The following is a 24,238-nucleotide window of genomic DNA, read 5'->3' on the forward strand; positions in this document are numbered from 1 at the left end:
AGCGTTTTCCGCCGGAGTCGTTGGATCAGAGCGGTACGCCGAGACGCTGGGCGACTTCTTCATAGGCTTCGATGACATCGCCGAGGCCCTGACGGAAGCGGTCCTTGTCCATTTTCTTGCGGGTCTCTTTGTCCCACAGGCGGCAGCCGTCCGGGCTGAACTCGTCACCCAGGACGATCGAGCCGTCGCTGAACACGCCAAATTCCAGCTTGAAGTCGACCAGCAGCAGGCCGGCGTCGTCGAACAGCTTGGTCAGGACTTCATTGACCTTCAGCGACAGTTCTTTCATGCGAACCAGTTGCTCGGCGGTGCCCCAACCGAACGCGACAACGTGGGAGTCGTTGATGAACGGGTCGCCCTTGGCGTCGTCCTTCAGGAACAGCTCGAACGTGTAAGGGTTGAGCTTCATGCCCTCTTCCACGCCCAGGCGCTTGACCAGGCTGCCCGCGGCGTAGTTACGCACGACGCATTCGACCGGGATCATGTCGAGCTTCTTGACCAGCACTTCGTTGTCGCCCAGCAGTTTGTCGAACTGGGTCGGAACGCCTGCGGCTTCCAGCTTCTGCATGATGAAGGCGTTGAACTTGTTGTTCACCATACCTTTGCGGTCGAGCTGTTCGATGCGCTTGCCGTCGAACGCCGAAGTGTCGTTGCGGAACACAAGGATCAAGCGGTCAGCGTCGTCGGTCTTGTAAACCGACTTGGCTTTGCCGCGGTAGAGTTCTTCACGTTTTTCCATGATGGGCTCCGCTTGCTGAATCTGGCTGAATAGTGGGGGCAAGTCGCCCGTTTGGGACGCTAGGCGATTTCGCGCCAGTCGAGCCCTGAATCCTGATCGGCCAATTGTAGCCAGTCCTCGTCGCACCCAAGGGTGTCGACGAAACATTGCCGGGCCAGATGCGGCAGGTTGTTCTTGCTGCTCAGATGGGCCAGCACCAGGTGCTGCAGATCCTGCCATCCCAACTCGTTCACCAGACTGGCAGCCTGATGATTGTTCAAATGACCGTGATCGCCGCCCACCCGCTGCTTGAGAAAGTACGGGTACTGGCCCCGCGCAAGCAGATCGCGGCAGTGATTGGACTCGACCATGAGCGCGTCGAGCCCGCGGTAGCTGTCGAGCACCATCGGGCAATACGAACCAAGGTCGGTCAACAGGCCGAAGCGCCGGCGCCCGTCGTTGAACACGAACTGCGTGGGCTCCAGCGCATCGTGAGCCACTGACACCACGTCGATGCCCAGACCGCCAATGCGCAGACCCTGCCCGCCCACCAGCCGAAGACCCGCTTCGACCGGTTTGCGCATGCCGCGCAGCGTGCCGTCGCTGAGGTACACCGGCACATCGTAGCGCCGAGACAGCAAACCCACGCCATGCACATGATCGGCATGTTCGTGGGTTACCAGAATGGCGCTCAGTTGTTTACCGCTGACGCCCAGCCTGTCGAGCCGCCGTTCGGTCTCTCGCAGGGAGAAACCGCAATCGACCAGCACGTACGTGTCGTTGCTCGCGACCAGCGTGGCATTGCCGCGACTGCCGCTGCCAAGAACCGCGAAGCGCACTTAACCCAGGTTGTCCTGAATGACGCTTAACACACGACGAGCGACTTCCGTCGGCGCCACGGTGTTGATGTTCTTCTCGACCGTGACCTGAACGTTCTCGCCGACCTTGCTCAGGCGAACCTGATAACGCTCGGCGCGGGCTTCTTTCTCTTCCTTGGACTCTTCACTGCCGAACACGCGGCTGAGGAAGCCAGGCTTGTTTTCAGGATTGTCGGGCTTTTCCGCCACGTTGATGTAGTACAGGCCCAGGCTGCGGTTGATGTCTTCAACGCGCCAGTCGCCCTGGTTAAGCGCACGACCGACGCTCGACCAGGCGCGATCCAGGTCCGCGCCCAGGTTCAGCACCGGGTTGCCGCTGCCGTCTTCGCTAAGGGAAACGCGGCTCGGGGTGTCGAAATCGCGCGCCGCCAGCAGGGAGACCGAACCGCCCTTCTCGGCAGTGCGGGTAAGGCTTGCGAGCATGTCGTCAGTCAGCACAGAGTCGAGGCCGACATTAGTGCTGCGCGACGGGAACGCAGGATCATCGTTGCTTCCCGCCGGGCGTTGCACGCTGACGACGTATATTTCACTGGTGTTGCGCTGCACGCCCGGCTCGATGCGAACGCGGACACGGGTTTCGGTGTTGGCGGCATCGCCACTCGAACCCATGCGCTTGGCAACCGATGCGGACAACTCGTCCATGCGCTGCCAGGTGGTGTTGAATTCACCGGTTTGCGGACGATCTTCGGCGATGCGGAAGCCGTTGTCTTCGAAGTACTGATGCGCCACAGGCCAGACTTCAGCCGGTGCGCGCTGGGCGAGAATCCAGCGGTTGTCGCCGCTCTTCTGCAGGGTGTAGTCGCCGGAGTCCTGAGCAGTGGTCAGCGGCTGCGGACGCGGCACATTGAACTCACCCTTCTGGGTGTCGTCGGCAACGTTGCGCGGGATCGGCAGCAACGGGTCCAGGCGTTTGACTTCCTGAACGCCCTCGGGCAATTGCATCGGCGGCTTCTGGGTCGCTTCCAGGTAATCGCTGCTGCGATCGCGGAAATAACCGTCCTGGCCAAAAAGCCAGCTGCAACCGCTGGTGCTGGAGATAATCAAGGCTAGTGCGGAAAGTCCGGCCAGTCGCTTCATTGCGTAATGCTTCCTCATTAGACCAATACACCGGACTGGCGCAGGGCCTGACGCAGCGGCTCGTGGCAGGACTCGCTGAGCCAGGTGAGCGGCAGACGAATACCGTCTGGCATCAAACCCATCTCATGCAGGGCCCATTTCACGGGAATAGGGTTCGATTCGATGAACAGGGTCTTGTTCAGCGGCATCAGTTTTTCGTGGATGGCGCGGGCGGTGTCGGCGTCACCGGCCATCGCGGCCTTGCACAGGTCCGCCATGGCGCGCGGGGCAACGTTGGCAGTGACCGAAATATTGCCTTTGCCACCGAGCAACATCAGCTCGACCGCAGTGGCATCGTCGCCGGAATAGACCAGGAAGTCGCTGCTCACGCCGGCAAGAATATCCTTGGCGCGCTGCAGGTCTCCGGTGGCTTCCTTGATGGCGATAATGTTTTTGACTTTCGACAGGCGAATGACGGTCTCGGCCGACATGTCGCAGGCGGTACGGCCCGGCACGTTATACAGAATCTGCGGGATGTCGACGGCTTCGGCGATGTGCTTGAAGTGCTGGTACAAGCCTTCCTGGGTCGGCTTGTTGTAGTACGGGGTGACCAGCAGGCAGGCATCGGCACCGGCGTTCTTCGCATTGGTGGTCAGTTCGACCGCCTCGCGGGTGGAGTTGGCGCCCGTGCCGGCGATGACCGGAATGCGGCCAGCGACCTGCTGTACCACGCGGCGGATGACTTCGATGTGCTCGTTGACGTCGAGCGTCGCGGATTCACCTGTAGTGCCGACGGCAACTATGGCGTTGGTGCCCTCTTGCAGGTGAAAGTCCACCAGTTTGCTCAGGCTGTCCCAATCGAGACGACCTTGTGCATCCATGGGTGTGACCAGTGCCACCATACTGCCCGCAATCATGCAAACCGCTCCTGCCGGAAAAAGAGAGCGGTAATGGTACTGGCGCCATGATCCTTGCACAAGGCGAGCATTCCCCTCGGCGCCGGTTTTCGCTACCCTTCGGTCTTTGATCGGTACGGGTCATCTGCCCGGCTCGCTCGACTGCTCGATTTTGTCGTCACTTACCCCGCCCTGCGTCGTTATCGCGCGCCATGACAGGCTCATGGACGCGATTGACGGCTGTGGGTCGGGGCGACGTCACGATGCCTTCGTCCGTCGAACCCGCCGGCACAGGCCTGCTGCGTACCGACCGCTCATCGTTTAGGAATGCTGCATGTCATCCATCCCCACAGTTCGCGAACAATTCCTTGTCATCAGTGCCCTTGGCGCCAACCCAATGGAGCTGACCAACGTCCTGTGCCGCGCCAGTAACGAAAGCCGTTGCTCGGTCGTCAGCTCACGCCTCACTCGCCACGGTGAGTGCAGCGCCCTGATCCTGCAGATCTCCGGCAGCTGGGACGCGCTGGCGCGTCTGGAAACGGGTCTGCCCAATCTGGCCAAGAAACACGCCTTCACCGTCAATGTGGTGCGCAGTGCCTCCCTGGAAAACCGTCCGGAAGCCCTGCCCTACGTGGCCTACGTCAGTTCGGCGTATCGCCCGGATATCATCAACGAGCTGTGCCAGTTCTTCATCGATCACAACGTCGAGCTGGAAAACCTGATCTGCGACACCTATCAGGCACCGCAGACCGGCGGCACCATGCTCAACGCGACGTTCACCGTGACATTGCCGGCCGGCACCCAGATCAGTTGGCTGCGTGACCAGTTCCTGGACTTCGCCGACGCCCTAAACCTTGATGCGCTGATCGAACCATGGCGCCCTCAAGCACCGATGTAAGGAGCCCCGAATGGCTGTAGAACTCGACCAACCCGTTGCCGACTTTCAAGTGCAGGCCACGAGCGAACAGGCGGTCAGCCTGTCGGCGCTGAAAGGTCAGCAAGTCGTGCTTTATTTCTACCCGAAGGACAGCACCCCTGGCTGCACCACCCAAGGCCAGGGCTTCCGCGATCATCACGCTGACTTCAAGGCCGCCAACACGGTGGTGTTCGGTGTGTCGCGGGACAGCCTGAAATCCCACGAGAACTTCAAGGCCAAGCAGGAATTCCCGTTCGAGCTGATTTCGGACAAGGATGAATCGCTGTGCCAGCTGTTCGATGTGATCAAGCTGAAAAAGCTGTACGGCAAGGAATACCTGGGCGTCGACCGCAGCACTTTCCTCATCGACAAGGACGGCGTACTGCGTAAAGAGTGGCGCGGCGTAAAAGTGCCGGGGCATGTGGCGACAGTATTGGAAGCGGCTCAGGCGCTGAACAAGGCTTGACCGCCATGATGCAGGCGTGAGCTTGCTCGCGATCGGGTTCGTTTAGTCATCGTATATTGACCAGGACGACGCCGATGGCGAGCAAGCTCACTTCGACACAAGCAAGGCAACGCCTATAACAACGGCGCCACCGTCGGTTCGTTCCGTGGCCACGCATCGAGCACAGCCTTGAACAGAGTCGCCAGTGGGATCGCAAAGAAAATCCCCCAGAATCCCCACAGACCGCCGAACAACAGGACGGCGCAGATGATCGCCACCGGGTGCAGGCTCACGGTCTGGGAGAACAGCAGCGGCACCAGCACATTGCCGTCCAGGGTCTGGATGATGCCGTAGACCGCCATCAGATAGATGAACTGATCGCTCCAGCCCCACTGGAACAGCGCGATGAACGCCACCGGCACCGTCACCACCACAGCGCCCACATAGGGCACTACCACTGAGATCCCGACCAGCATCGCCAGCAACGCCGAATAATTCAGGCCCATGGTCACGAAGGCGATGTAGGTCACCCCGCCACAGATGAAGATCTCGATGACCTTGCCGCGAATGTAGTTGGCGATCTGCCGGTTCATTTCCTCGGCCACATGGGTAATCAGCGTGCGTTCGCGGGGCAGATAGCCCCTCGCCCAGCGGCTGATCATCCGACGGTCCTTGAGGAAGAAGAACACCAGGATCGGCACCAGCACCAGGTAGATCATCATGTTGACCAACAGCGGCAAGCTGGACAGGGAAAACGTCAGTGCCCATTGCCCGAACTTTCCGACCTCGCCGCGAGCCACTTCTATCGCCTGCAAGACCTGCTCGTCCGACACCAGATGCGGGTAGCGCTCCGGCAGCAGCAACAGCAACGACTGCCACTTGGCGAGCATCCCGGGCAATTCGTTGAACAAGGTAATGAGCTGGCGCCACAGCAAAGGCACGAGCACCAGCAGAAACAGCGCCAGCGCCCCCATGAATAACGCGAAGACCAGCCCCACTGCGCCACCTTCCGGCACGCGCAAACGCTCGAGCAGATTGACCAGCCCCTGCATCAGAAAAGCCAGCACCAACCCGGCCAACACCGGAGCGAGCATGCCGCCGAGGGTGAGCACTACGGTAAATCCGAGAACCAACAGCACTGCCAGCACCACCGCTTCCTCATCGGAAAAGTAGCGCTGTATCCAGTCGCGAAGCACTTTGAACATCAAGAATCCTAAAGGGGTTGCGAGGGGTCAGAAAGGCTCAGGCCTTGCGCAGCCAATACCGATAAATGCCGTCAGCGTCTTCTTCATGCAGCAGCACATGCCCGGCCAGTTTTGCGAATGTACGGAAGTCGCGCTGCGAACCGGCATCGGTGGCCGTCACTTTGAGGACCGCGCCGCTGGCCAGACGGTTGAGTTCCATCTTGGCCTTGAGCAAGGGAAGCGGGCAGTTGAGACCGCTGGCGTCGAGCTCTGCATCGCAGGTAGCGGGGTGTCCTACAGCGTCAGACATCGTTTCTCTCCGGATAGACACATCCGCCCTCGCATAAAAGCCAACGGGCGGAAGAACATTCTTACAAGTTTTCCAGAATACCCCACTCTGGTCAGCAAGCCATTGAGCCAGCTACAGTGGCGCCTTTCTGCCCCAGAGTCTCGTGCATGAATTTTTTGCGCCCCACGCTGCTGACCCTCGCCTGCCTGCTGGCAGCGCCGAGCTTCGCAGAAGATGACCTGCCCTCCCTCGGCGACGCGAGTTCATCCATCGTTTCTCCCCAGCAAGAACACGACCTGGGGCGCGCCTGGCTCGGGCTGTTGCGTTCTGAAGTGGCGCAACTGTCCGACCCACTGCTCAAGGACTACGTCGAGTCTTCAGTTTATCGGCTCGCCGAAACCAGCCAGGTGCAGGACCGCCGGCTCGAATTCATCCTGATCAACACGCCAGAGATCAACGCCTTCGCAGCGCCCGGCGGGATCATCGGGGTCAACGGCGGGCTGTTCCTCCACGCGGAGACTGAAGGCGAATACGCCGCGGTCCTCGCCCACGAACTGGCTCACTTGTCGCAACGGCACTTCGCCAGGGGCGTGCAGGCGCAACAGCGCATGCAAGTGCCGGTGATGGCGGCGATGCTCGCCGGTATTGTCATGGCCGCAGCGGGTGCAGGCGATGCGGGGATCGCCGCCATTGCCGGCACCCAGGCCGCTGCAATCCAGGAGCAGGCGCGCTTCTCCCGGCAAAACGAAGCGGAAGCGGACCGCATCGGCATCCTCAATCTGGAGAAAGCCGGCTACGACCCGCGCAATATGCCGACCATGTTCGAGCGTTTGGCGCGCCAATATCGCTACGACGCCAAGCCGCCGGAATTCCTGATGAGCCACCCGGTGACCGAGTCCCGTATCGCCGATACCCGCAACCGCGCCGAGCAAGCCAAACCCGGCGGCAAGGAAGACAGCCCTACGTATCAGCTGATGCGCGCGCGCACCGTGCTGATTTACGAAGAAACCCCGGCATGGCCGCCAAGCGTTTCCGCGCGCAACTGGCCGAGAACCCGAAAAACGACGCGGCTCGCTACGGCCTCGCGCTGGCCCAGACCAAAGCAGGGCAACTGAATGAAGGGCGCGAGACGCTGAAGCCTTTGCTCGACAAGGCGCCGGACAACATTGCCTACAACCTCGCTGCCGTGAATCTGGACATCTCCAACAATCGCCTGCCCGACGCTCAACAGCGGGTGGACCGAATGCTGAACCTGTACCCCGACAGCTACCCGCTCAATCAGGCGAAAGTCGATGTTTTGCTCAAGCAGTCCAAGGCGCCCGAGGCGTTGAAGTCTCTGGAAATTTTGCTGAAGAGCCGCCCGGACGATCCGGACATCTGGAATCAGGTGGCTGACACCCGAGGCCTGTCTGGCAACACCATCGGCCTGCATCAGGCCCGTGCGGAATACTTCGCGCTGATGGGCGATTTCAAGCAGGCGATTCAGCAGCTTGAATTCGCCAAGCGCCGGGCGAACAACAACTTCCAGCTGGCCTCTCGCATCGACGCGCGGCAGCAGGAAATCATCGCCCAGGAACGGGCGGTGAAGGACATGATGAACTGAGGCGAGCTACGGTCAGCTACAAGCGGCAAGCCATAAGCTGCAAGCTGAAATGCGGCAAATCGGCTTTTAGCTTGAGGCTTGCCGCTTGCCGCTTGCCGCTTGCCGCTTGCCGCTGGTAATCAGGCATTACCCGAGCTTTTCATGCGTGCCGCCTGGGTAAAGTCGAGCATGCGCTGCAGCGGCCGAACGGCGTGAGGAATGACAGCCGGGTCGACGAAGATCTCATTGGTGCCTTCGCGCAAACACTGAAGCGTGCGCGCCAGGGTGTTCATCGCCATCCACGGGCAATGGGCACAACTGCGGCAGGCGGCGCCATTGCCGGCCGTGGGCGCTTCGATGAAGACCTTGTCCGGGCACAGCTGCTGCATCTTGTAGAAGATGCCGCGATCGGTGGCGACGATGAAGGTGGTGTTCGGCAGCGTCTGCGCCGCCTTGATCAGTTGGCTGGTCGAGCCCACCGCGTCCGCCAGATCAATGACCGATTCGGGCGACTCCGGGTGCACCAGAATGGCCGCATCCGGGTACAAGGCCTTCATGTCTTCCAACTGCCGGGACTTGAACTCCTCGTGCACGATGCAGGCGCCGTCCCACAACAGCATGTCGGCGCCGGTTTCGCGCTGGATGTAACGGCCCAGATGCTTGTCGGGCGCCCAGATGATCTTCTCGCCGTTGTCCATCAGGCTCTCGACGATCTCCAGCGCGCAACTGGACGTCACCACCCAGTCGGCACGGGCTTTTACGGCGGCGGAGGTGTTGGCGTAAACCACCACGGTGCGCTCGGGATGCTGATCGCAGAACGCAGCAAACTCATCGACCGGGCAACCGAGATCCAGTGAGCAGGTCGCTTCGAGGGTCGGCATCAGGATGCGTTTTTCGGGGGTCAGAATTTTTGCGGTTTCGCCCATGAAACGCACCCCGGCGACCAGCACGGTTTTCGCCGGGTGGTTTTTGCCGAAACGCGCCATCTCCAGAGAATCCGAGACGCAACCGCCGGTTTCTTCCGCCAGCGCCTGAATCACCGGATCGCAGTAGTAGTGCGCCACCAGCACAGCGTCCTGGGCCTTAAGCTCGGCGGCGATCAAGCGGCGGTACTCCGCTTCCTCGTCCGCACTCAGGATTTTGGGCTGTTTGGCGTCCAGGTGCGCTTGGACCAGGAGGCGTTCAGAAATGTGTGTCATGTCGATAGACCTGAATGCGCGGACGTAGAGTCAGCATGATAAGAAAACGGCCGGGAAGTTAGCACGGGATCTGTTGAGCGATCACTTACCCGCGGTCCCACTGAATTAACGCAGGCGCCAATACCTCAACCCTGGGACAACGCAAAAACACCCACGTAATGGTTGGAACGAGTCACCCAAAAAAGCACCGAAACCCTCAAGCCCGCCATTCAATGGCAGAATCTGCGTCAATGGACAGTTTTGGAGCCCCTCATGCTGAGCGTATTTGAACGACGACTCGACCCCTTCCCACCCGACGAAGCACCCCCGCCACCTGTGGGTTTGGTGCGTTTTCTGTGGGCCTGCACCCGGGGAGCGCGTGGTTACATTCTCGCCCTTGCAGTGCTCAGCGCCTGTGTGTCGCTCTACGAAGCGTGGCTTTTCTCGTTCCTAGGGCAAGTGGTCGATCTGCTGTCGACCTGGAAGGACGGCGGCGCCACTGCTGGCGAGGAAAGTCGGGCGCTGTGGGGCATCGGCATTGTGCTGGTGATCAGCGTTGGGCTCGTGGCCTTGCGCACAATGGTCCAGCACCAGGTGCTGGCGATCAATCTGCCGCTGCGACTGCGCTGGGACTTTCACCGCCTGATGCTGCGACAAAGCCTGTCGTTCTTTTCCGATGAATTTTCCGGCCGGGTCACCACCAAGGTCATGCAGACCGCGCTGGCGGTGCGGGACGTGCTGTTCACCCTGATTGAAATCGCGCCCGGCATCGGCGTTTATTTCATCGCCATCATCGCGCTGGCCGGCGGCTTCGCCTTGAAGCTGATGCTGCCTTTCCTTGCCTGGATCGTGTTGTTCGGCCTGGCCATGCTGTATTTCGTGCCGCGCCTGGGCAAAGTCGGGCAGGAGCAGGCCAACGCGCGGTCGTCGATGACTGGGCGGATTTCCGATGCCTACACCAACATCACCACGGTGAAACTGTTCTCCCATTCCAAACGCGAAGCGCAGTTTGCCCGCGCGGCAATGGAGGACTTCAAGCAGACCGGCTTTCGCCAGATGCGTCTGGTGAGCCAGTTCGAAATCGTCAATCAGGCGCTGGTGGTGGCGTTGATTCTGGGCGCGGGCGGTTATGCCCTGTGGCTGTGGCATCAGGGCGATGTCGGCACCGGCGCGGTGGCGGCAATTACCGCCATGGCGCTGCGCATCAATGGCATGTCCCACTGGATCATGTGGCAGATGACGTCGTTGTTCGAGAACATCGGCACGGTGCAGGACGGCATGGCGACGCTGACTCAGGGCCCTAAAGTGCAGGACGCGCCAGATGCAGCGGTGTTGAAGAGCAACGGCGGCGCGGTAACCTTCGACAACGTCAGCTTCAATTACAACGGCGAGCGTCAGGTGCTGGACGGTTTGAACCTGGCGATCCGGCCGGGCGAGAAGATCGGGCTGGTCGGCCGCTCAGGTGCCGGCAAATCCACGCTGATCAATCTGCTGTTGCGCTTCTATGACGTGGACAGCGGCGAGATTCGCATTGATGGGCAGAACATCAGACAGGTCACGCAGGACAGCCTGCGCAGCGCCATCGGCATGGTCACGCAAGATACGTCGCTGCTGCATCGGTCCATTCGCGACAACATCGCGTACGGCCGACCCGATGCCACCGATGAGGAAATCCACACCGCTGCGGCTAACGCTCAGGCAGATGGCTTCATCGCCCAGCTCAGCGACAAGCATGGTCACAGCGGCTACGACACGCTGGTCGGTGAGCGCGGCATCAAGCTGTCGGGCGGCCAGCGCCAACGGGTTGCCATTGCGCGCGTGATGCTGAAGAACGCGCCGATCCTGTTGCTGGACGAAGCCACCAGCGCGCTGGATTCGGAAGTCGAAGTGGCCATTCAGGAAAGCCTCGACGAAATGATGAAGGGCAAGACCGTGATCGCCATTGCTCACCGGCTGTCGACCATTGCGGCCATGGACAGGCTCATCGTGATGGACGACGGGCGCATCATCGAACAGGGCACCCACGCTGAACTGCTCAACAAGAACGGCACATACGCGCGGCTTTGGCATCACCAGAGCGGCGGGTTTCTGGGCGAAGATCAGGGCGTGCCTGAAGCGGTGGATCAGGTATAACGGGCACGCTCGCGGTAAAACCGCGTCCAACGACGGCTTTCGGGCAACGCCGTCGTTGGAGATCGCCCCCGCCGACGCACAACATCATCGCCCATCAGAATCAGCTAGTAGACCGACTTACTAGGATGTATTCTCCGAGCCATGAATACTCCTCAAACACGTGGTTCATCTGATGTCCGTCAAGGAATCCTCGACGTCGGCCAACGCATCATGGCCGCCAAGGGGTATTCCGGCGTAGGCCTGAACGAAATTCTTGCCGCCGCGGGCGTGCCGAAAGGCTCCTTCTATCATTACTTCGGCTCCAAGGATGCCTTCGGCGAGGCGTTGCTCGAACACTATTTCGACGACTACCTCGCTGATATTGATCGCATCCTCGGCGAGCCCGGCCTCCCCATGGGCGAGCGCCTGATGAACTACTGGCGGGTCTGGCAAGACACGCAGTCGTTCCAGGAATGTCAGGGCAAATGCCTGGCCGTGAAGCTTGGCGTTGAAGTGGCCGATCTGTCGGAGACCATGCGTGCCGTCCTCAAGCGAGGAACTTCCGGGATTACTGACCGCCTTGGCAGCGCAATCGAGGCTGGTGTTGCCGACGGCTCGCTGCCCGCCTGCGACAACCCTTACGCCGTTGCGCAAAGCCTGTACCAGCTGTGGGTCGGTGCCAGCGTGATGGTCAAGATCGAAAGAAGCCTCGCGCCCTTCGATACGGCCATGGCCACCACGCGCACGATCTTGCGCCTTAACTGATCAGCCCCCCAGTGTCCCGCTGTTCTCTCTGGCTTCGTTTCAAATCTGCATAAAGCCCGCCGGTCTCTCCTGACCGGCTTTGTATCGTCTACGCCCCCCATGACCGAACACCTCGAAAAAGGCCCTCTGAAATAATTTGAAAATAACTCTAGACGACTGGTCTACTCAGAGTTAAGGTGTATCCACATTAACCCGCCGCCACAAGGACTGACGTGATGAAAACCAGAACAACGATCACCGCTCTCGCCACTGCCGTGACACTGCTTGCAGCCGCTGGATTCGCGTCAGCCCAGGATCGCCCTGCCACTCCGCTGACCGCCAAGACTGTCGTGCTGGTACACGGCGCTTTCGCCGACGGCTCTTCCTGGAACAAAGTGATTCCGCTGCTGGAAAAAGCCGGTCTGAATGTGGTGGCGGTGCAGAACCCGCTGGACTCCCTGGACGGAGATGTCGCTGTGACCAAGCGCGCCATTGCCGCTGCGCAGGGTCCGGTGGTTCTCGTCGGCCATTCCTGGGCAGGCGCAGTCATCACCGACGCTGGCGTCAACGACAAAGTCCGCTCGCTGGTGTACGTCGCCGCTTACGCCCCGGATGATGGCCAGTCAGTGTTCGATGCCGTGAAAGGCTATCCCGACATGCCCGGCCAGGCCTCCTTCGTGAAAGACGCAGATGGCTACGTGAAGGTCAGCAACGAAGGCGTCGCCAAATTCTTCGCCCCTGATCTGCCCCGCGCCGAACAGAAACTTGTGGCCGCCACCCAAGGTGCGCTGAACATCAAAGCGCTGAGCCAGCCCATCCCCCACGCTGCCTGGCACAAGGTGCCCTCCTTTGCGGTGGTCGCCACAAACGACCAGATCATTTCGCCACAACTGCAGCGCGATCAGGTGAAGCGCCTGCACGCCGACTCAATCGAGGTCCCTTCAAGCCACGTTGCGATGCTGGCCTATCCCAAGGCCGTGGCTGACTTGATCATAAAAGCTGCCAAGTGAATTTCGTTTTACCGTTGAACTAGACGACTAGTCTATTAATCCAAGCAAATGATGCTCTACCTTTCGGCTGCTGCTCGGCAGTCGCAAACCTAAATCGAAAAGGAAATACCCGATGAAAGTTCTCATGGTTCTGACGTCCCACGACACCCTCGGCAACACCGGCCGTCCGACCGGCTTCTGGCTGGAAGAACTGGCCGCGCCTTACTACGCGTTCAGCGACATCAACGCTGAAATCGTTCTGGCTTCGCCACAGGGCGGGCAACCTCCGCTGGACCCGAAGAGCAACGAGCCTGACTTCCAGACAGACCTGACCCGTCGTTTCGAGAAAGACGAAACCGCCAAAGCCCTGCTCGCCAATACCGTCCGACTGGACAGCGTGTCCCAGGCAGATTTCGACGCTGTGTTCTACCCAGGCGGCCATGGTCCTCTGTGGGATCTGGCTGAAGACAGAAACTCGGTCCAGCTCATCGAATCGTTCATCGCCGCCAACAAGCCAGTCGCTGTCGTCTGCCATGCCCCCAGCGTGCTGCGCCACGTGAAGAACGCCGACGGCACGCCACTGGTTAAAGGCAAGAAGGTCACCGGCTTTGCCAACAGCGAAGAAGAAGCCGTCGGCCTGACCAACGTGGTGCCTTTCCTGGTGGAAGACGAGCTGAAATCACTGGGCGGCGTCTACTCCAAAGGTCCGGACTGGGGCTCGTACGTCCTCACCGATGGTCTGCTGATCACCGGCCAGAACCCTGCTTCCTCCGGCCCTGCGGCAGACGTGCTGATCAAGGCACTGCAAAACAAATCGGCCTGATCACCGCCCGGCGCGAGGGGTGTTCGCACCCCTCCCCGCTTCTCAACTTTGCACCGAGATAACCGCCATGAACTGGTAATGAACGGATTCAACCCGACCCCAGGCCCGACTTTATGTCGGGCTTTGTCGTTTCTGGACGGATGCGAATAATCAAACGGACACTGCTTCGCCGGGTCTATCACGCCAGTGGCGGGCATTGATGAACGGTCACGATGCCCGTTGTGACAGGCGAAGGAGGCGCGGAACCGATGTTCAGCGCCAATGCCCGCAACACCTTTGCCTTCAAACACCTCACCGACAGCGTGGTGAACAACGGCAAGAGGGAGTTCAGCGTCGACTTCATCCACTGCTTGAGGCTCGGCGCCACTGAACTGCTGGACGTTTCGGCTTTCAGCTTGACCGCCTGGGAGGTGGCACCGACAGCACGTTTAAGCTGATTGACGATACGGCCTCCACCTTATACCTGGCTCAAGGATTACGAAGCGGACGCTGACGGTAACCCATTCGAGTTCAGTATCGACAAGAACGTCGCCCAGATCTTCACCGCCGATATCTGATCGTCGCCGACGCAAGCGCCCACACGAGCGCTGCGCCCATTGAGCTTGTGGGTCTGGCACCCGCTGACCTGCACACGATCGGCTGAATCCAGAACTGCCAACCCGAATGGCAGGCATGAAAAAGCCGTCGCAGGTGCGACGGCTTTTTGCAGCATGGGCGGTGACACAGCTTCTCACATGCGGGTACTGCTCACCGACTCTCAGTCAACGCTTTTGGCCCATACCGCCTGGGCGTTGGTGAACTCGCGCAGCCCGAAGTGGGACAGCTCGCGGCCATAGCCACTCTTTTTGACGCCGCCCACCGGGATCCGCGCGTTGGTGGCCGGGAAACCATTGATGAACACACCGCCGGTCTCCAGACGCCGGGCGATGCGTTGCGCGCGCGGGATGTCCTGGGTCCACAGGCTGCCGCCCAATCCGTAGTCACTGGCGTTGGCCAGCACGATCGCCTCTTCGGCGTTGGCGGCAACGGTGATCGCTGCGACCGGGCCGAAGGTTTCTTCGTCGAATGCGGCCATGCCTGGCTTCACATCGGCCAGCACGGTGGGCGCGTAGAAGTTGCCGGGGCCGTCGATCTTCTTCCCGCCCAGCAGCAACGTCGCACCCGCTGCAATCGTACGTTGAACCTGACCATCCAGCTCATCGCGCAAATCAGCGCGGGCCATCGGGCCAACATTGATTGCGCCGTCCAGCGGGTCGCCGACTTTCAGTTGCTCGACAGCTGCCACGAATTGACGCGTGAATTGCTCGGCGATCGGCGCCTCCAGAATGAAGCGCTTGGCCGCCAGACAGACCTGGCCGGCGTTCTGGAAACGCGCCTCGACGGCGGCCTTCACCGCAAGGTCGATATTGGCGTCGGCCAGCACAATAAAGGCGTCCGAACCGCCCAGCTCCAGCAGGCTCTTCTTGAGTGCCTTGCCTGCGGTCGCTGCCACGGCAGAACCTGCGCGCATGCTGCCCGTCAGGGTGACGGCGGCAATGCGCGGGTCTTCAATGGTGCGGGCCACGGTGTCGTTGTCAGCGATGAGATTGGTGAACAGACCTTTGGGAAAGCCCGCTGCCTCGTAGGCCTCTTGCAGCGCGTAAGCCGAGCCCATGACGTTCGGCGCGTGCTTGAGCATGAAGCCATTGCCCGACAACATGATCGGCCCGGACGCACGAATCACCTGCCACAGCGGAAAATTCCAGGGCATCACCGCCAGCACGGTGCCGATTGGCAGAAAGGACACGTGGACCTCGTCGTCGCTGCCTACATTGACGGGCTCATCGGCAAGAATCCCCGGGCCGTTGTCGGCAATCCACTCAATAGTGGCCGCGCACTTCTCCACTTCTCCACGGGCCGCCGCCAGGGTTTTGCCCATTTCAGCGGTGATCAGCGCAGCGAAGGATTCCGAGCGCTCACGCAGGGTGTCCGCCAAACGGCGATAGGCCGCTACGCGCTCGCGCATCGGCGTGGCGCGCCACAGACGAAAGGCCGCAGCATTCACATCCAGCAATTGCTCGACGTCGGTTTGCGTCTGGAAGGGGTAAGTGGCGATCAGCTCACCGGTGGCCGGGTTGCGTGATGTAGCGACGTTTGCGGTGGAGATCGGGCTCAGGTCAGACATCGTGATTACCTCGTTGGCGGTCGGTGCAGCACATGTGCGCTGCGATGACCGTCACTCTAGGCAAGCCCGAAAAAGCCAGTAAGGCGTCTTGTTATCCTATGACCGTGAGTCATAGGCAGTGTGGCGAGGAATGTAAGTCACCAGCGAAAGATCCGGCCGTCCTTCAGGCGTCAACGCGACATAGGTGAAATCGATATGGCCGCTAATGGGATGCAACAGACGCTTGCGGCCTTCTTCAAAACCTTTGACCTCGGTGTCCTGCCACCACTCTTTGAACTCAGGGCTCAGAGCCGAAAGTTCTTCGATCAGGCTGTCGAACGGTGCCTTGTCCTGGGCCAGCGCGCGCGATGCCCGAAACGCACTGATCATGCCGCGCGCCATCTGCTCCCAATCCAGAATGATGGTTCGGTACGGGATGTACAGAAAAAGCAGACGCAGCGTGTTGCGCTCATGGGGCTGCAACGAACCGTAGTCGACAAACAGCTCGGCGATGGCGTCGTTCCACGCCAGAATGTCGAGCCGGGCGTTGCGCACATACGCCGGAATGGGGTTGATCGCCTGCACAAGCATTTCCAGACCGGCCGTTACCCCGCCTCCGGTCGCAGCAGCCGGCACCTCCAGTGCGGAGAGCGCATACAGGTGCGCAGACTCCACACGATCAAGCTTGAGGACTTTGGAGATCCGTTGCAGCGCGTCCGGCGAGGGCTGAATGTCCCGGCCCTGTTCAAGCCATGTGTACCAGCTGACGCTGACCCCGGCGAGCGCCGCTACCTCTTCGCGACGCAATCCGGGCGTGCGCCGCGGCCCTTCCGGCAGACCGAAGTCCTTCGGATCAAGCCGCGCCCGCCGGCTGGACAGGAAGTTGCCGAACTCGCGGCGCTGCTCTATCGACGGTCTTTTCGCCATAACTCACTCGTGATCCCTGCGGTCGTTGATCGCCGACAATCAGGCATCGTGGGTCAAGCTCTGGCGTGGGTCAAGCCGGTCAGGGTATCGGCGATGGCTTTAGTGCGCCGGGCCGTGCCTTCGGTGGCTTGGTTAGAATGTTCCAGAGAGTCGAGCATTTCGCGCAGCGCGCCGACGCCGGTGGACTGGTCCTCGATCTGCTGCGCCACCCGCTGGATCTCGCTGGAGAGCAGGTCGATGTCAACGCCGATTTCCGCCGCGTTCTTGCGGGTGATTTCCGCCAGCTTGCGCACTTCGTCGGCGACCACCGCAAAGCCTCGGCCCAGTTCCCCTGCCCGTGCGGCTTCAATGGCGGCGTTGAGCGCCAGCAGATTGGTCTGGCCGGCGATCTGTTGAATCACCTGCACGATGGACTGGATGCGCAGGCTCGATTCCGCAAGGGCTCGTGCGCCGACTACCGCTTCGTCCGCCTGGCTGACCAACGCTACAACAGTATTGCCGGCGTTTGTCGAGACGGTGTTCTGCTGGTCAATCGTACCGGCGAGATCGTCCATCGACAGGTGCAGCTCGCCGGAGTAGTGCTTGATTTGCGTGGACATCTCTTCCTGCTGCTGACCGGCCTGGGCAAGCACCCGACCCAGTGCGGCGAGGCCTTCGAAGACAGGCAGGACTTTGGTATCCAGCCCGCGAGTATCCAGGGCGTTGTTGAAATCGTTGAGCTTGAACGACTCGATCTGCTTCACGATGACGTGATTCAAGCCCACCATCTTCTTGAGCTGGCGGCGCAGGAAAAACGCCTTGAATTCGCCATAGTGGGCGATGAAATTGTCCACATACTCATCCGTGAATGACGCACCCTTTGCCACCCGAAAGAAGAAGATCGCGGTGAGCGTCTGGTTCAGGTTCAGGCCGAGAATTTCACCAAAGGTCGAGAAACCCACCAGCGGTACGTCACCGAACAATCCGGTCATGCTGCCCAGGTCCTTGCCGTTGTTGGCCCGACGCAAGATGCAGTCGTTGAGGATCGCCGCGACGGGCTGCCCGCCTTTGCCGCGCAGGAATTGCTCGTAATCCACGCGGGTGGCTTCGCGCAACGGCGTGCGCTTGACCATTACCAGTTCCTCGCCGGGAGCCACGTCGCAGAACAGCTGAATGATCTGCTGCGCATGGTCGATGCGGGCGATGGAGCGCACGAACAACTCGCTGCCCACCCGAATGGCAAAGGAGTAATCAGCCAGGTTCTTCTCGAGGGCTTGGGCGTCACAATCGAAGGCGTTACACAGCGCCTGCACCATGCTCATGATGTTGCCCTTGCTGTCGATCACCTGGTCGATGGTGCGGTCTTCGACAGACGCGGTCAGGACACTGAAGGTCAGCCCGGCGGGCTGGAAATTCTGACTTTTGAACACGCCGAAGCGTATGTCGGCGGCGGTCTTGATGAAGACAATCTGCGCATGATTCTGATAGCTGCGCTGGCCGTCGTGAATCAGCGTCTTCTTGAAATCCGACTTGCCGCCGGCGGAGCCTCCTACAAAGAGGCAGGGAAAGCGCCCGGACTCATACAGCGCTTCCATGAAGAACGATTCGGACGCTGACAAGCCATCGAACACCACATAGGCCAAGGTGTCGCGATGATCGATGGTGGTGCTGACCTGAGCACGCTTGATGTTGTTGACCAGTTTTTCGATGCGCTCACGCATCTCCATGCGCTTGCCTGCGCCGCGGATGTCTTCGCATTCCAGCGGCACCATCACCACTTCAGCGGAGGCAATCACGCTGCGTTCGAAGAGCTGCAGAACGATGCGGTCCCATCGATCGCCGGTCGCACAATACAAACCGCTCGCACTGTTGCACAGCTCGCCGGAGGTGGTGCACAGGCTCAGCGCGCTGTCGGGAAAGCGCTGCTTGATACGCGCAGCGACTTGGTCGATGTCCAGGTGCGGAGAGACGAAGCCTGTCACCAGAACGGGAGCCGAACGCACGGCCGCGAGGGCACGATCCAGTTCGCCAGCAGTGCAATTAATGCTGATCGCTTCCTGGCGGTTGGCACGGGTTCGGTTAAAGAGATTGAATGGGTTCATCGTCGGCTCGCTAGAAAGGATCGCTGAGCGGATGCGTGCATACGCGGCAGCTTTCCTCTGTATCGGCCGTGGAAAATCTGACTTGAAGGACAGGACGTGGCGTTGGTCGGAGGGTGCGAACCGAGGTCCGCACGATTGCTTCAGTTTTAATCGCCGTAGGCGTAATGGATGCCAAAGTCGTGGCGCCCCGGCGCGAGGTGTGGCTTGAGCGTGAGCGCCGGGATCTCGTAATCGCCGGCATTCTGTCGACGAAACGGCAGTGGCGGATCGGTGAAGAGGTTATCCAGCCGCGTCGCATATTCAGCGCACAACTGGTCGAACCGCACAGCATCGACCTTGCCGGTTTTATAGATCGGGAAAGGCGGCAGAACTGTAAACCCGGGGTAAAACAGCACCCCGTGTTGTATCGGAAAGAGCACGTCATTCAACGCACCGTTCACCCCGCGTTCGCTGTAGTGAGACTCCCATCCGCCCATAGTGACCGTGAGCATCGCGCGCTTCCCGACCATCCGGCCCTCGCCGTAGCGATCACCCCAATGGCTTTCGCTGTGCTCGCCCACACCATAGGCAAAACCATAGGCATACACTCGATCGACCCAGCCCTTGAGGATCGCCGGCATCGAAAACCACCACAGTGGAAACTGGAACACCACGGCATCAGCCCACTGCAACTTGGCCTGCTCAATCTCGATGTCGTGGGGCTGGACACCGGCGGAGAACACTCGGTGTGACTCGACGGCGGGATTGAAAGGCGTACTGGGGTCGTAACCAGGAGCGTCATCAGGGTCAAGCGCCGCCTTCCACTTCATGCTGTAGAGATCCGATATTTCCACGTCATGGCCAGCCGCCTTGAGATGGGCGATCGCAAAGTCCCTCAGCGATCCATTGAGAGAGCGAGATTCAGGGTGGGCGTAGATCAACAGTATGTTCACAAGAGGCTCCGGATGGGATGGATGCCTCACCGTAGCGGCGATCGCGCTATGCTAGAAATGAATTCCCGAAACAGCTGGTATTTGCATGCACAATATCTTGTGCCGACTGGACCTCAATCTGCTGCTGACGCTCGATGTCTTGCTGGCTGAACTGAATGTCACGCGCGCGGCACGCGTCCTCAACCTATCGCAGCCAACTGTCAGCCTGCAGCTGGGCAGGCTCAGGGAGATGCTGGCCGATCCTCTGCTCTTGCCAGGCCCCCGGGGCATGCTGCCCACGGAACGCGCCCGCGAATTGCGCAAGCCGTTGAGCGAAGCGCTGGCAGCCTTGAACAGCGCATTGAGCCCTGCTGATGCATTTGACCCCGGATCCTCAAATCAAACCTGGAAAGTAGCCGCCAGCGACTACGCCACCACCGCTCTTGTCTGGCCGTCACTGCAACGGATCAGGAGCATCGCGCCGCAGACTCGGTTGGCGCTTCTGAACAAGCACCCTCTCGACCTTGCCAGCGACCTGGAAGGTGGTCGTCTCGATCTCGCTCTGCACATTCGCGACGAAGCTCCGCCAAAGTTGCGTCAACGCTCGCTGGTCCACGAACGCTACGTCCTGGCCGGCCGGCACGGGCACCCAGCGTTCCAGTCAAAGCTGACCCTCAAAGCGTTTTGCGCCCTTGAACACGCCATCATGTCCCCCAACGGCGCAGGCTTTGCTGGCATCACTGATCAGGCATTGGCGATCAAAGGCCTGCAACGTCAAGTGGTGTTGTCGGTGCCCAACTTCAACTCACTTATTTCGGCCCTGACCCACAGTGATCTGGTGGCAGTCGTGCCGCAGAGGATGGTGCAAGATGAGGCTGCCTTGCATGTTCAGGCTCCTCCTCTCGTTATCCCCGGGTTTGAAATGTTGATGCTGTGGCCGGAGCGCCTGCACCGCGATCCCGCGCACATGTGGTTGCGCGACCTCATCGCTTCGACGGTTGAAAAGACCTGCTGCCCGCCGCACTGACGCTGAGCTCTGCATCAGTCATGGACAATCCAAAAAATGACGCGGAGCTGTCAAAACGATGCCACTGGCACGTACCTTGGGTAGACATTTTCAAGTAACCGCCCTTCAAGCTGAGCCATCAAGGAAAGTCCATTTGTCAGCAAAGCCTCTTACTGCCCGTGACACCTGTCAGGTGCTGCGTGACATCGCCCTCGGCATTCGGGTGATGCGTCGGGTGGGCGGCGACGCTCAAGTCGACATCGACAGCGGTCTGATGACCGTAGAGGTTGATGGCTGGCTGGTCACGTTTTACAACGAGCACAATGCCCTGGATCACTGCGACCGCTGCCTCAGCCCCGAAGGCCGTCTCTACATGTTTGACGCCCGCCAACGCTACGGCACTGATCCGCTTGAGCTGCTGAGCACTTGGGAACGCGGTCAGCTGGAAACGCTGCTCTCCCTTCTCTAAGCGAACGCTCATACACCGCGCGTCAAAAGAAACGGCCTTGGCCCCATAGCGTGGGACGATGGAACCAAAGCGGTTCAGTTGCCACACACGCGGTATAAAGTCCAAAGCGGGTGGCGTATGTCGACGAAAGTGAGTGGGCCTGTTGATCAGATGTTCGGCTTGCATAACAGCGATTTTGGATCGCCCCAGGGGCGTTTCGCTGATCAACGGCAAGCGGGCGCGGGCATCGATTTTGGTGCGTCGCCCGGTGCTGGTGCGCAGTCGGTGAGCTTCGGCGGACCCTCGCCGCACCACAGTGACAGCCGAGTGAATGCCAGCGAGCGCGCGGCCAATCCCACCGATCAGGACCTCGCTGCATCGGTACGAAATCTGGTCGAGCAAATCATGCAGGCGCTCGCACAGTTCATGCAGCAAAGTCGGGGCGATACGGGCGCATCTTCCCCAGGCGGTGGCAGTCCGCAAGGCAAGTCAGCGGCAGTCTCGGCACTTGGTCAGCCGATGGCAGCGAACGCTGTGTCCCAACAGGCGGCTGCAACGCCAGGGGTAACCCAGGCGCCATCGGCCGCTCCTCATGCCTCCACATCTGCGCCGGACACGTTGACGGCCTCCAAGCCCGCAACTGCGCCTGAGTCCGTAGGCAAGCCTGGCGCTGTGGCCGACGCCGCCCCCGCTGGCAGTGGTCCTTACTCGCTCAATATCACCAATACCCAAGACCATGCGATAAAGATTGGCCAGTTCGACAAAAATGAAAAACGGGTAGGCGAACTGTCACTCGAGCCTGGGCAAAGAGGAACCATGAAGTACGAGGCGGATACGACGGGCCTGCTCAAACAGGCCGACGCGGACGGCAACTACAAGCCCGATGCGAGCCGCCTGGAGTTCTACAACGGCTTCATCAATACCAGCGACATCGATGGCCGCAATGCGGCGATCCATGCGACCGACGGCAAAGGGTTTGAAATCGGTGACAAGCAGAGTATTGCTGACAAGGCACCTGACAGCATCACGTCCCTGGACTCCGCCGGGAACAAAACCATCGCCGGATGGTATGACGGGTCCACGGAGAAGATGAGACAGGGAGGCGATTTCCTGACCAAAGCACTGGGCACTGGAATGACCTATCAGCATCCGAATGACGACACCTTGGGCCAAGGCAATAACCCTATGCGGCACACTGACTCGATGTCCCTGGACGTGGTTTTCGGGAAGGCGTGAGATGAACGCGAGGGGCGCTGAGTTATTGAGTCAGGCCCGGCCACTGCCTTTCAGGCAAAAAAATCTGGAAATCCGCATTTTCATGGGCCTTCCAGATTTTCGAAATGGTGGGTCGTGTGGGATTCGAACCTACGACCAATTGGTTAAAAGCCAACTGCTCTACCAACTGAGCTAACGACCCGCTTCGTTGTGGCGCGTATATTACTGATATTTCACAGTAATTCAACACCCAAGCGAAAATAATTTAAAAATAACGCGTTGGGTCCGTCACGCCAGCCGCCGCGAAGCCTTCAGCGCGCAACCGGCAGCTGTCGCATTTTCCGCACGCACGCCCCTGGTCGTCGGCCTGATAGCAGGAAACCGTCAATGCGTAATCCACCCCCAGACGCGTACCGGTTTTGACGATATCGGCCTTGCTTAGCATCTGCAGCGGGGCCTGTATCGTGAAGCCCTCACCTTCGACACCAGCCTTTGTGGCGAGATTGGCCATGCGCTCGAACGACTCGACGAACTCCGGACGGCAATCCGGGTAGCCGGAGTAATCCACGGCGTTGACGCCAATGAAGATGTCCCGGGCACCAAGCACTTCCGCCCAGCCCAACGCGAGAGAGGAAAACGGTATTGCGCGCCGGCACGTACGTCACCGGAATGCCCTCGCCCGGCGTCTCCGGCACCGCGATGTTGCTGTCGGTCAGCGCGGAACCGCCAATGCCATTGAGGTTAAGGCCGATGACCTTGTGTTCAGCCACGCCCATATCCGCCGCTACACGCTCCGCCGCCTGCAGCTCGGCACGATGCCGTTGGCCGTAGTCAAAACTCATCGTGTAGCAGCTGAAGCCATCGGCCTTGGCCATCGCCACCACAGTGGCCGAGTCCAGCCCGCCGGACAGCAGGATTACCGCTCTTTTCTCAGTCATCGGTTGCTCACTCATTTATCGCCCCGGCTCGTCGTTCCACAGGATTTTGTGCAACTGCAACTGCAGACGCACCGGAAGGTTGTCGGCCACGATCCAGTCGGCCAGGTCTCTGACGTTCAGATCGCGGTGGACAGGGGAAAACAGCACTTCGCCGGCACGACGGTCCAAACCGTACTGAATGATCTTCGAGACGGCCCAGTCGTAATCTTCCCGCGAACAAATGACGAATTTGATCTGGTCGTTAGGCGTGAGCAGCTCGATATTTTCGTATCGATTGCGCGCCACCTCTTTTGAACCCGGGGTTTTCAGGTCGACGACACGGCTCACGCGGGGATCGACTTTGGAGATGTCCAGCGCGCCACTGGTTTCCAGCGAAACCTCGTAGCCCGCGTCACACAGCCGCTGAAGCAAAGGGATGGCGTTTGGCTGCGCCAAGGGCTCGCCGCCTGTGACGCAGACGTAGCGCGGGCGGTAGCCGGCAACCTGCTCCATCAACGAGTCGAGGGTTTGGATGGTTCCGCCCGTGAAGGCGTATTCGCTGTCGCAATAACCGCAACGCAATGGACAGCCGGTGAGACGCACGAAAACGGTAGGCAAGCCTGCCGTGCGCGTTTCACCCTGCAAAGAGTAGAAAACTTCGGTGATGCGTAATGTGTCTTGCATAAGGGCCACGGGCGTAACGGCTAAACAGGCCATCCGCCTCCGTCAGGCACTTCTGTACACCCTGCACACGCAGAATCCACAGAAGCGTAATCAATA

The 24,238-nt window shown here is 60.2% G+C and carries 22 protein-coding genes, 1 tRNA gene and 2 pseudogenes; 11 read left to right on the plus strand and 14 right to left on the minus strand.

Features of this window, described 5'->3' with window-relative positions:
- Positions 1–25 precede the first annotated feature (25 nt).
- The 4 genes from purC to dapA are packed head-to-tail and all read right to left on the minus strand — an operon-like array spanning position 26 to position 3,569.
- The gene (purC, locus tag JN403_RS23520) at positions 26–739 is read right to left on the minus strand and encodes a phosphoribosylaminoimidazolesuccinocarboxamide synthase (RefSeq protein WP_122623059.1); all 714 of its coding nucleotides are present in this window, start codon (positions 737–739) and stop codon (positions 26–28) included.
- A 59-nt stretch (positions 740–798) separates the two neighbouring features.
- On the minus strand, positions 799–1,557 hold the full coding sequence (locus JN403_RS23525) for an MBL fold metallo-hydrolase (RefSeq protein ID WP_205484543.1): 759 nt from the start codon (positions 1,555–1,557) through the stop codon (positions 799–801).
- The gene (gene bamC, locus JN403_RS23530; protein ID WP_205484544.1) at positions 1,558–2,673 is read right to left on the minus strand and encodes an outer membrane protein assembly factor BamC; all 1,116 of its coding nucleotides are present in this window, start codon (positions 2,671–2,673) and stop codon (positions 1,558–1,560) included.
- 17 nt (positions 2,674–2,690) lie between these two features.
- Positions 2,691–3,569, minus strand: a complete 879-nt coding sequence (dapA, locus tag JN403_RS23535) for a 4-hydroxy-tetrahydrodipicolinate synthase (protein ID WP_122537438.1) — start codon at positions 3,567–3,569, stop codon at positions 2,691–2,693.
- Between the two features lie 313 nt (positions 3,570–3,882).
- Here dapA and JN403_RS23540 point away from each other — a divergent pair, with 313 nt between their 5' ends.
- Together JN403_RS23540 and JN403_RS23545 are read left to right on the plus strand one after the other, a co-directional pair.
- On the plus strand, positions 3,883–4,446 hold the full coding sequence (locus JN403_RS23540; RefSeq protein WP_037014004.1) for a glycine cleavage system protein R: 564 nt from the start codon (positions 3,883–3,885) through the stop codon (positions 4,444–4,446).
- A 10-nt stretch (positions 4,447–4,456) separates the two neighbouring features.
- Positions 4,457–4,930, plus strand: coding sequence for a peroxiredoxin (locus JN403_RS23545; protein WP_122537437.1), 474 nt, complete (start codon positions 4,457–4,459; stop codon positions 4,928–4,930).
- A 113-nt stretch (positions 4,931–5,043) separates the two neighbouring features.
- Here the strand turns inward: JN403_RS23545 and JN403_RS23550 are convergent, their stop codons facing one another.
- Together JN403_RS23550 and JN403_RS23555 are read right to left on the minus strand one after the other, a co-directional pair.
- On the minus strand, positions 5,044–6,114 hold the full coding sequence (locus JN403_RS23550) for an AI-2E family transporter (protein ID WP_065986753.1): 1,071 nt from the start codon (positions 6,112–6,114) through the stop codon (positions 5,044–5,046).
- 37 nt (positions 6,115–6,151) lie between these two features.
- Positions 6,152–6,403, minus strand: a complete 252-nt coding sequence (locus JN403_RS23555; RefSeq protein WP_172611077.1) for a sulfurtransferase TusA family protein — start codon at positions 6,401–6,403, stop codon at positions 6,152–6,154.
- Positions 6,404–6,549: 146 nt separating this feature from the next.
- Between JN403_RS23555 and JN403_RS23560 the strand changes: the two are divergent.
- A pseudogene (locus tag JN403_RS23560) lies at positions 6,550–7,985 on the plus strand (M48 family metalloprotease).
- Positions 7,986–8,104: 119 nt separating this feature from the next.
- Here the strand turns inward: JN403_RS23560 and nadA are convergent.
- Positions 8,105–9,163 carry a quinolinate synthase NadA gene (gene nadA, locus JN403_RS23565; RefSeq protein ID WP_205484546.1) on the minus strand — a complete coding sequence of 353 codons (1,059 nt, stop codon included), beginning with the start codon at positions 9,161–9,163 and terminating at the stop codon, positions 8,105–8,107.
- A gap of 252 nt (positions 9,164–9,415) precedes the next feature.
- Here nadA and JN403_RS23570 point away from each other — a divergent pair, with 252 nt between their 5' ends.
- The 5 genes from JN403_RS23570 to JN403_RS23590 all read left to right on the plus strand — a co-directional run bounded on the left by JN403_RS23570 (position 9,416) and on the right by JN403_RS23590 (position 14,247).
- The gene (locus tag JN403_RS23570; protein ID WP_122623054.1) at positions 9,416–11,275 is read left to right on the plus strand and encodes an ABC transporter ATP-binding protein; all 1,860 of its coding nucleotides are present in this window, start codon (positions 9,416–9,418) and stop codon (positions 11,273–11,275) included.
- A gap of 141 nt (positions 11,276–11,416) precedes the next feature.
- Positions 11,417–12,019 carry a TetR/AcrR family transcriptional regulator gene (locus JN403_RS23575; RefSeq protein ID WP_122537431.1) on the plus strand — a complete coding sequence of 201 codons (603 nt, stop codon included), beginning with the start codon at positions 11,417–11,419 and terminating at the stop codon, positions 12,017–12,019.
- A gap of 215 nt (positions 12,020–12,234) precedes the next feature.
- Positions 12,235–13,008 carry an alpha/beta hydrolase gene (locus tag JN403_RS23580; protein ID WP_205484548.1) on the plus strand — a complete coding sequence of 258 codons (774 nt, stop codon included), beginning with the start codon at positions 12,235–12,237 and terminating at the stop codon, positions 13,006–13,008.
- Between the two features lie 112 nt (positions 13,009–13,120).
- The gene (locus JN403_RS23585) at positions 13,121–13,810 is read left to right on the plus strand and encodes a type 1 glutamine amidotransferase domain-containing protein (protein ID WP_205484550.1); all 690 of its coding nucleotides are present in this window, start codon (positions 13,121–13,123) and stop codon (positions 13,808–13,810) included.
- Positions 13,811–14,058: 248 nt separating this feature from the next.
- Entirely contained in the window at positions 14,059–14,247 is a 189-nt protein-coding gene (locus JN403_RS23590; protein ID WP_205484551.1) for a hypothetical protein, read from the plus strand.
- A 320-nt stretch (positions 14,248–14,567) separates the two neighbouring features.
- On the opposite strand, the gene JN403_RS23595 is transcribed toward JN403_RS23590, so the two are convergent.
- The 4 genes from JN403_RS23595 to JN403_RS23610 form a co-directional block, all read right to left on the minus strand.
- A complete protein-coding gene (locus JN403_RS23595; RefSeq protein ID WP_205487651.1) occupies positions 14,568–15,965 on the minus strand; it encodes an NAD-dependent succinate-semialdehyde dehydrogenase in 1,398 nt (465 codons plus the stop codon).
- Positions 15,966–16,070: 105 nt separating this feature from the next.
- A complete protein-coding gene (locus JN403_RS23600) occupies positions 16,071–16,880 on the minus strand; it encodes a helix-turn-helix transcriptional regulator (RefSeq protein ID WP_205484552.1) in 810 nt (269 codons plus the stop codon).
- A gap of 53 nt (positions 16,881–16,933) precedes the next feature.
- Entirely contained in the window at positions 16,934–18,961 is a 2,028-nt protein-coding gene (locus JN403_RS23605) for an FIST N-terminal domain-containing protein (RefSeq protein ID WP_205484553.1), read from the minus strand.
- Positions 18,962–19,107: 146 nt separating this feature from the next.
- On the minus strand, positions 19,108–19,893 hold the full coding sequence (locus JN403_RS23610; RefSeq protein ID WP_205484554.1) for an NAD(P)H-dependent oxidoreductase: 786 nt from the start codon (positions 19,891–19,893) through the stop codon (positions 19,108–19,110).
- An 85-nt stretch (positions 19,894–19,978) separates the two neighbouring features.
- Between JN403_RS23610 and JN403_RS23615 the strand changes: the two genes are divergently transcribed.
- The 3 genes from JN403_RS23615 (at position 19,979) to JN403_RS23625 (ending at position 22,562) form a co-directional block, all read left to right on the plus strand.
- Positions 19,979–20,899: a LysR family transcriptional regulator gene (locus tag JN403_RS23615; protein WP_205484555.1), complete on the plus strand. Its 921-nt coding sequence runs from the start codon at positions 19,979–19,981 to the stop codon at positions 20,897–20,899.
- A gap of 133 nt (positions 20,900–21,032) precedes the next feature.
- Complete coding sequence (locus tag JN403_RS23620) at positions 21,033–21,347, plus strand: hypothetical protein (RefSeq protein ID WP_205484556.1); 315 nt, start codon at positions 21,033–21,035, stop codon at positions 21,345–21,347.
- Positions 21,348–21,464: 117 nt separating this feature from the next.
- Positions 21,465–22,562, plus strand: a complete 1,098-nt coding sequence (locus JN403_RS23625; RefSeq protein ID WP_205484558.1) for a hypothetical protein — start codon at positions 21,465–21,467, stop codon at positions 22,560–22,562.
- A 105-nt stretch (positions 22,563–22,667) separates the two neighbouring features.
- On the opposite strand, the gene JN403_RS23630 is transcribed toward JN403_RS23625, so the two are convergent.
- The 3 genes and pseudogenes from JN403_RS23630 to queE form a co-directional block, all read right to left on the minus strand.
- Positions 22,668–22,743, minus strand: a tRNA-Lys gene (locus tag JN403_RS23630).
- A gap of 63 nt (positions 22,744–22,806) precedes the next feature.
- A pseudogene (queC, locus tag JN403_RS23635) lies at positions 22,807–23,479 on the minus strand (7-cyano-7-deazaguanine synthase QueC).
- Positions 23,480–23,494: 15 nt separating this feature from the next.
- A complete protein-coding gene (queE, locus tag JN403_RS23640; RefSeq protein ID WP_205484560.1) occupies positions 23,495–24,142 on the minus strand; it encodes a 7-carboxy-7-deazaguanine synthase QueE in 648 nt (215 codons plus the stop codon).
- Positions 24,143–24,238: the final 96 nt, after the last annotated feature.

Source organism: Pseudomonas sp. 15A4, assembly GCF_016925575.1.
Lineage (GTDB): Bacteria > Pseudomonadota > Gammaproteobacteria > Pseudomonadales > Pseudomonadaceae > Aquipseudomonas.

Excerpts from the sequence above, each read along its gene's own strand:
- purC (WP_122623059.1), bottom strand. The coding sequence starts at position 739 with ATGGAAAAACGTGAAGAACTCTACCGCGGCAAAGCCAAGTCGGTTTAC.
- bamC (WP_205484544.1), bottom strand. The coding sequence starts at position 2,673 with ATGAAGCGACTGGCCGGACTTTCCGCACTAGCCTTGATTATCTCCAGC.
- dapA (WP_122537438.1), bottom strand. The coding sequence starts at position 3,569 with ATGATTGCGGGCAGTATGGTGGCACTGGTCACACCCATGGATGCACAA.
- JN403_RS23540 (WP_037014004.1), top strand. The coding sequence starts at position 3,883 with ATGTCATCCATCCCCACAGTTCGCGAACAATTCCTTGTCATCAGTGCC.
- JN403_RS23545 (WP_122537437.1), top strand. The coding sequence starts at position 4,457 with ATGGCTGTAGAACTCGACCAACCCGTTGCCGACTTTCAAGTGCAGGCC.
- JN403_RS23550 (WP_065986753.1), bottom strand. The coding sequence starts at position 6,114 with ATGTTCAAAGTGCTTCGCGACTGGATACAGCGCTACTTTTCCGATGAG.
- JN403_RS23555 (WP_172611077.1), bottom strand. The coding sequence starts at position 6,403 with ATGTCTGACGCTGTAGGACACCCCGCTACCTGCGATGCAGAGCTCGAC.
- nadA (WP_205484546.1), bottom strand. The coding sequence starts at position 9,163 with ATGACACACATTTCTGAACGCCTCCTGGTCCAAGCGCACCTGGACGCC.
- JN403_RS23570 (WP_122623054.1), top strand. The coding sequence starts at position 9,416 with ATGCTGAGCGTATTTGAACGACGACTCGACCCCTTCCCACCCGACGAA.
- JN403_RS23575 (WP_122537431.1), top strand. The coding sequence starts at position 11,417 with ATGAATACTCCTCAAACACGTGGTTCATCTGATGTCCGTCAAGGAATC.
- JN403_RS23580 (WP_205484548.1), top strand. The coding sequence starts at position 12,235 with ATGAAAACCAGAACAACGATCACCGCTCTCGCCACTGCCGTGACACTG.
- JN403_RS23585 (WP_205484550.1), top strand. The coding sequence starts at position 13,121 with ATGAAAGTTCTCATGGTTCTGACGTCCCACGACACCCTCGGCAACACC.
- JN403_RS23590 (WP_205484551.1), top strand. The coding sequence starts at position 14,059 with ATGTTCAGCGCCAATGCCCGCAACACCTTTGCCTTCAAACACCTCACC.
- JN403_RS23600 (WP_205484552.1), bottom strand. The coding sequence starts at position 16,880 with ATGGCGAAAAGACCGTCGATAGAGCAGCGCCGCGAGTTCGGCAACTTC.
- JN403_RS23605 (WP_205484553.1), bottom strand. The coding sequence starts at position 18,961 with ATGAACCCATTCAATCTCTTTAACCGAACCCGTGCCAACCGCCAGGAA.
- JN403_RS23615 (WP_205484555.1), top strand. The coding sequence starts at position 19,979 with ATGCACAATATCTTGTGCCGACTGGACCTCAATCTGCTGCTGACGCTC.
- JN403_RS23625 (WP_205484558.1), top strand. The coding sequence starts at position 21,465 with ATGTCGACGAAAGTGAGTGGGCCTGTTGATCAGATGTTCGGCTTGCAT.
- queE (WP_205484560.1), bottom strand. The coding sequence starts at position 24,142 with ATGCAAGACACATTACGCATCACCGAAGTTTTCTACTCTTTGCAGGGT.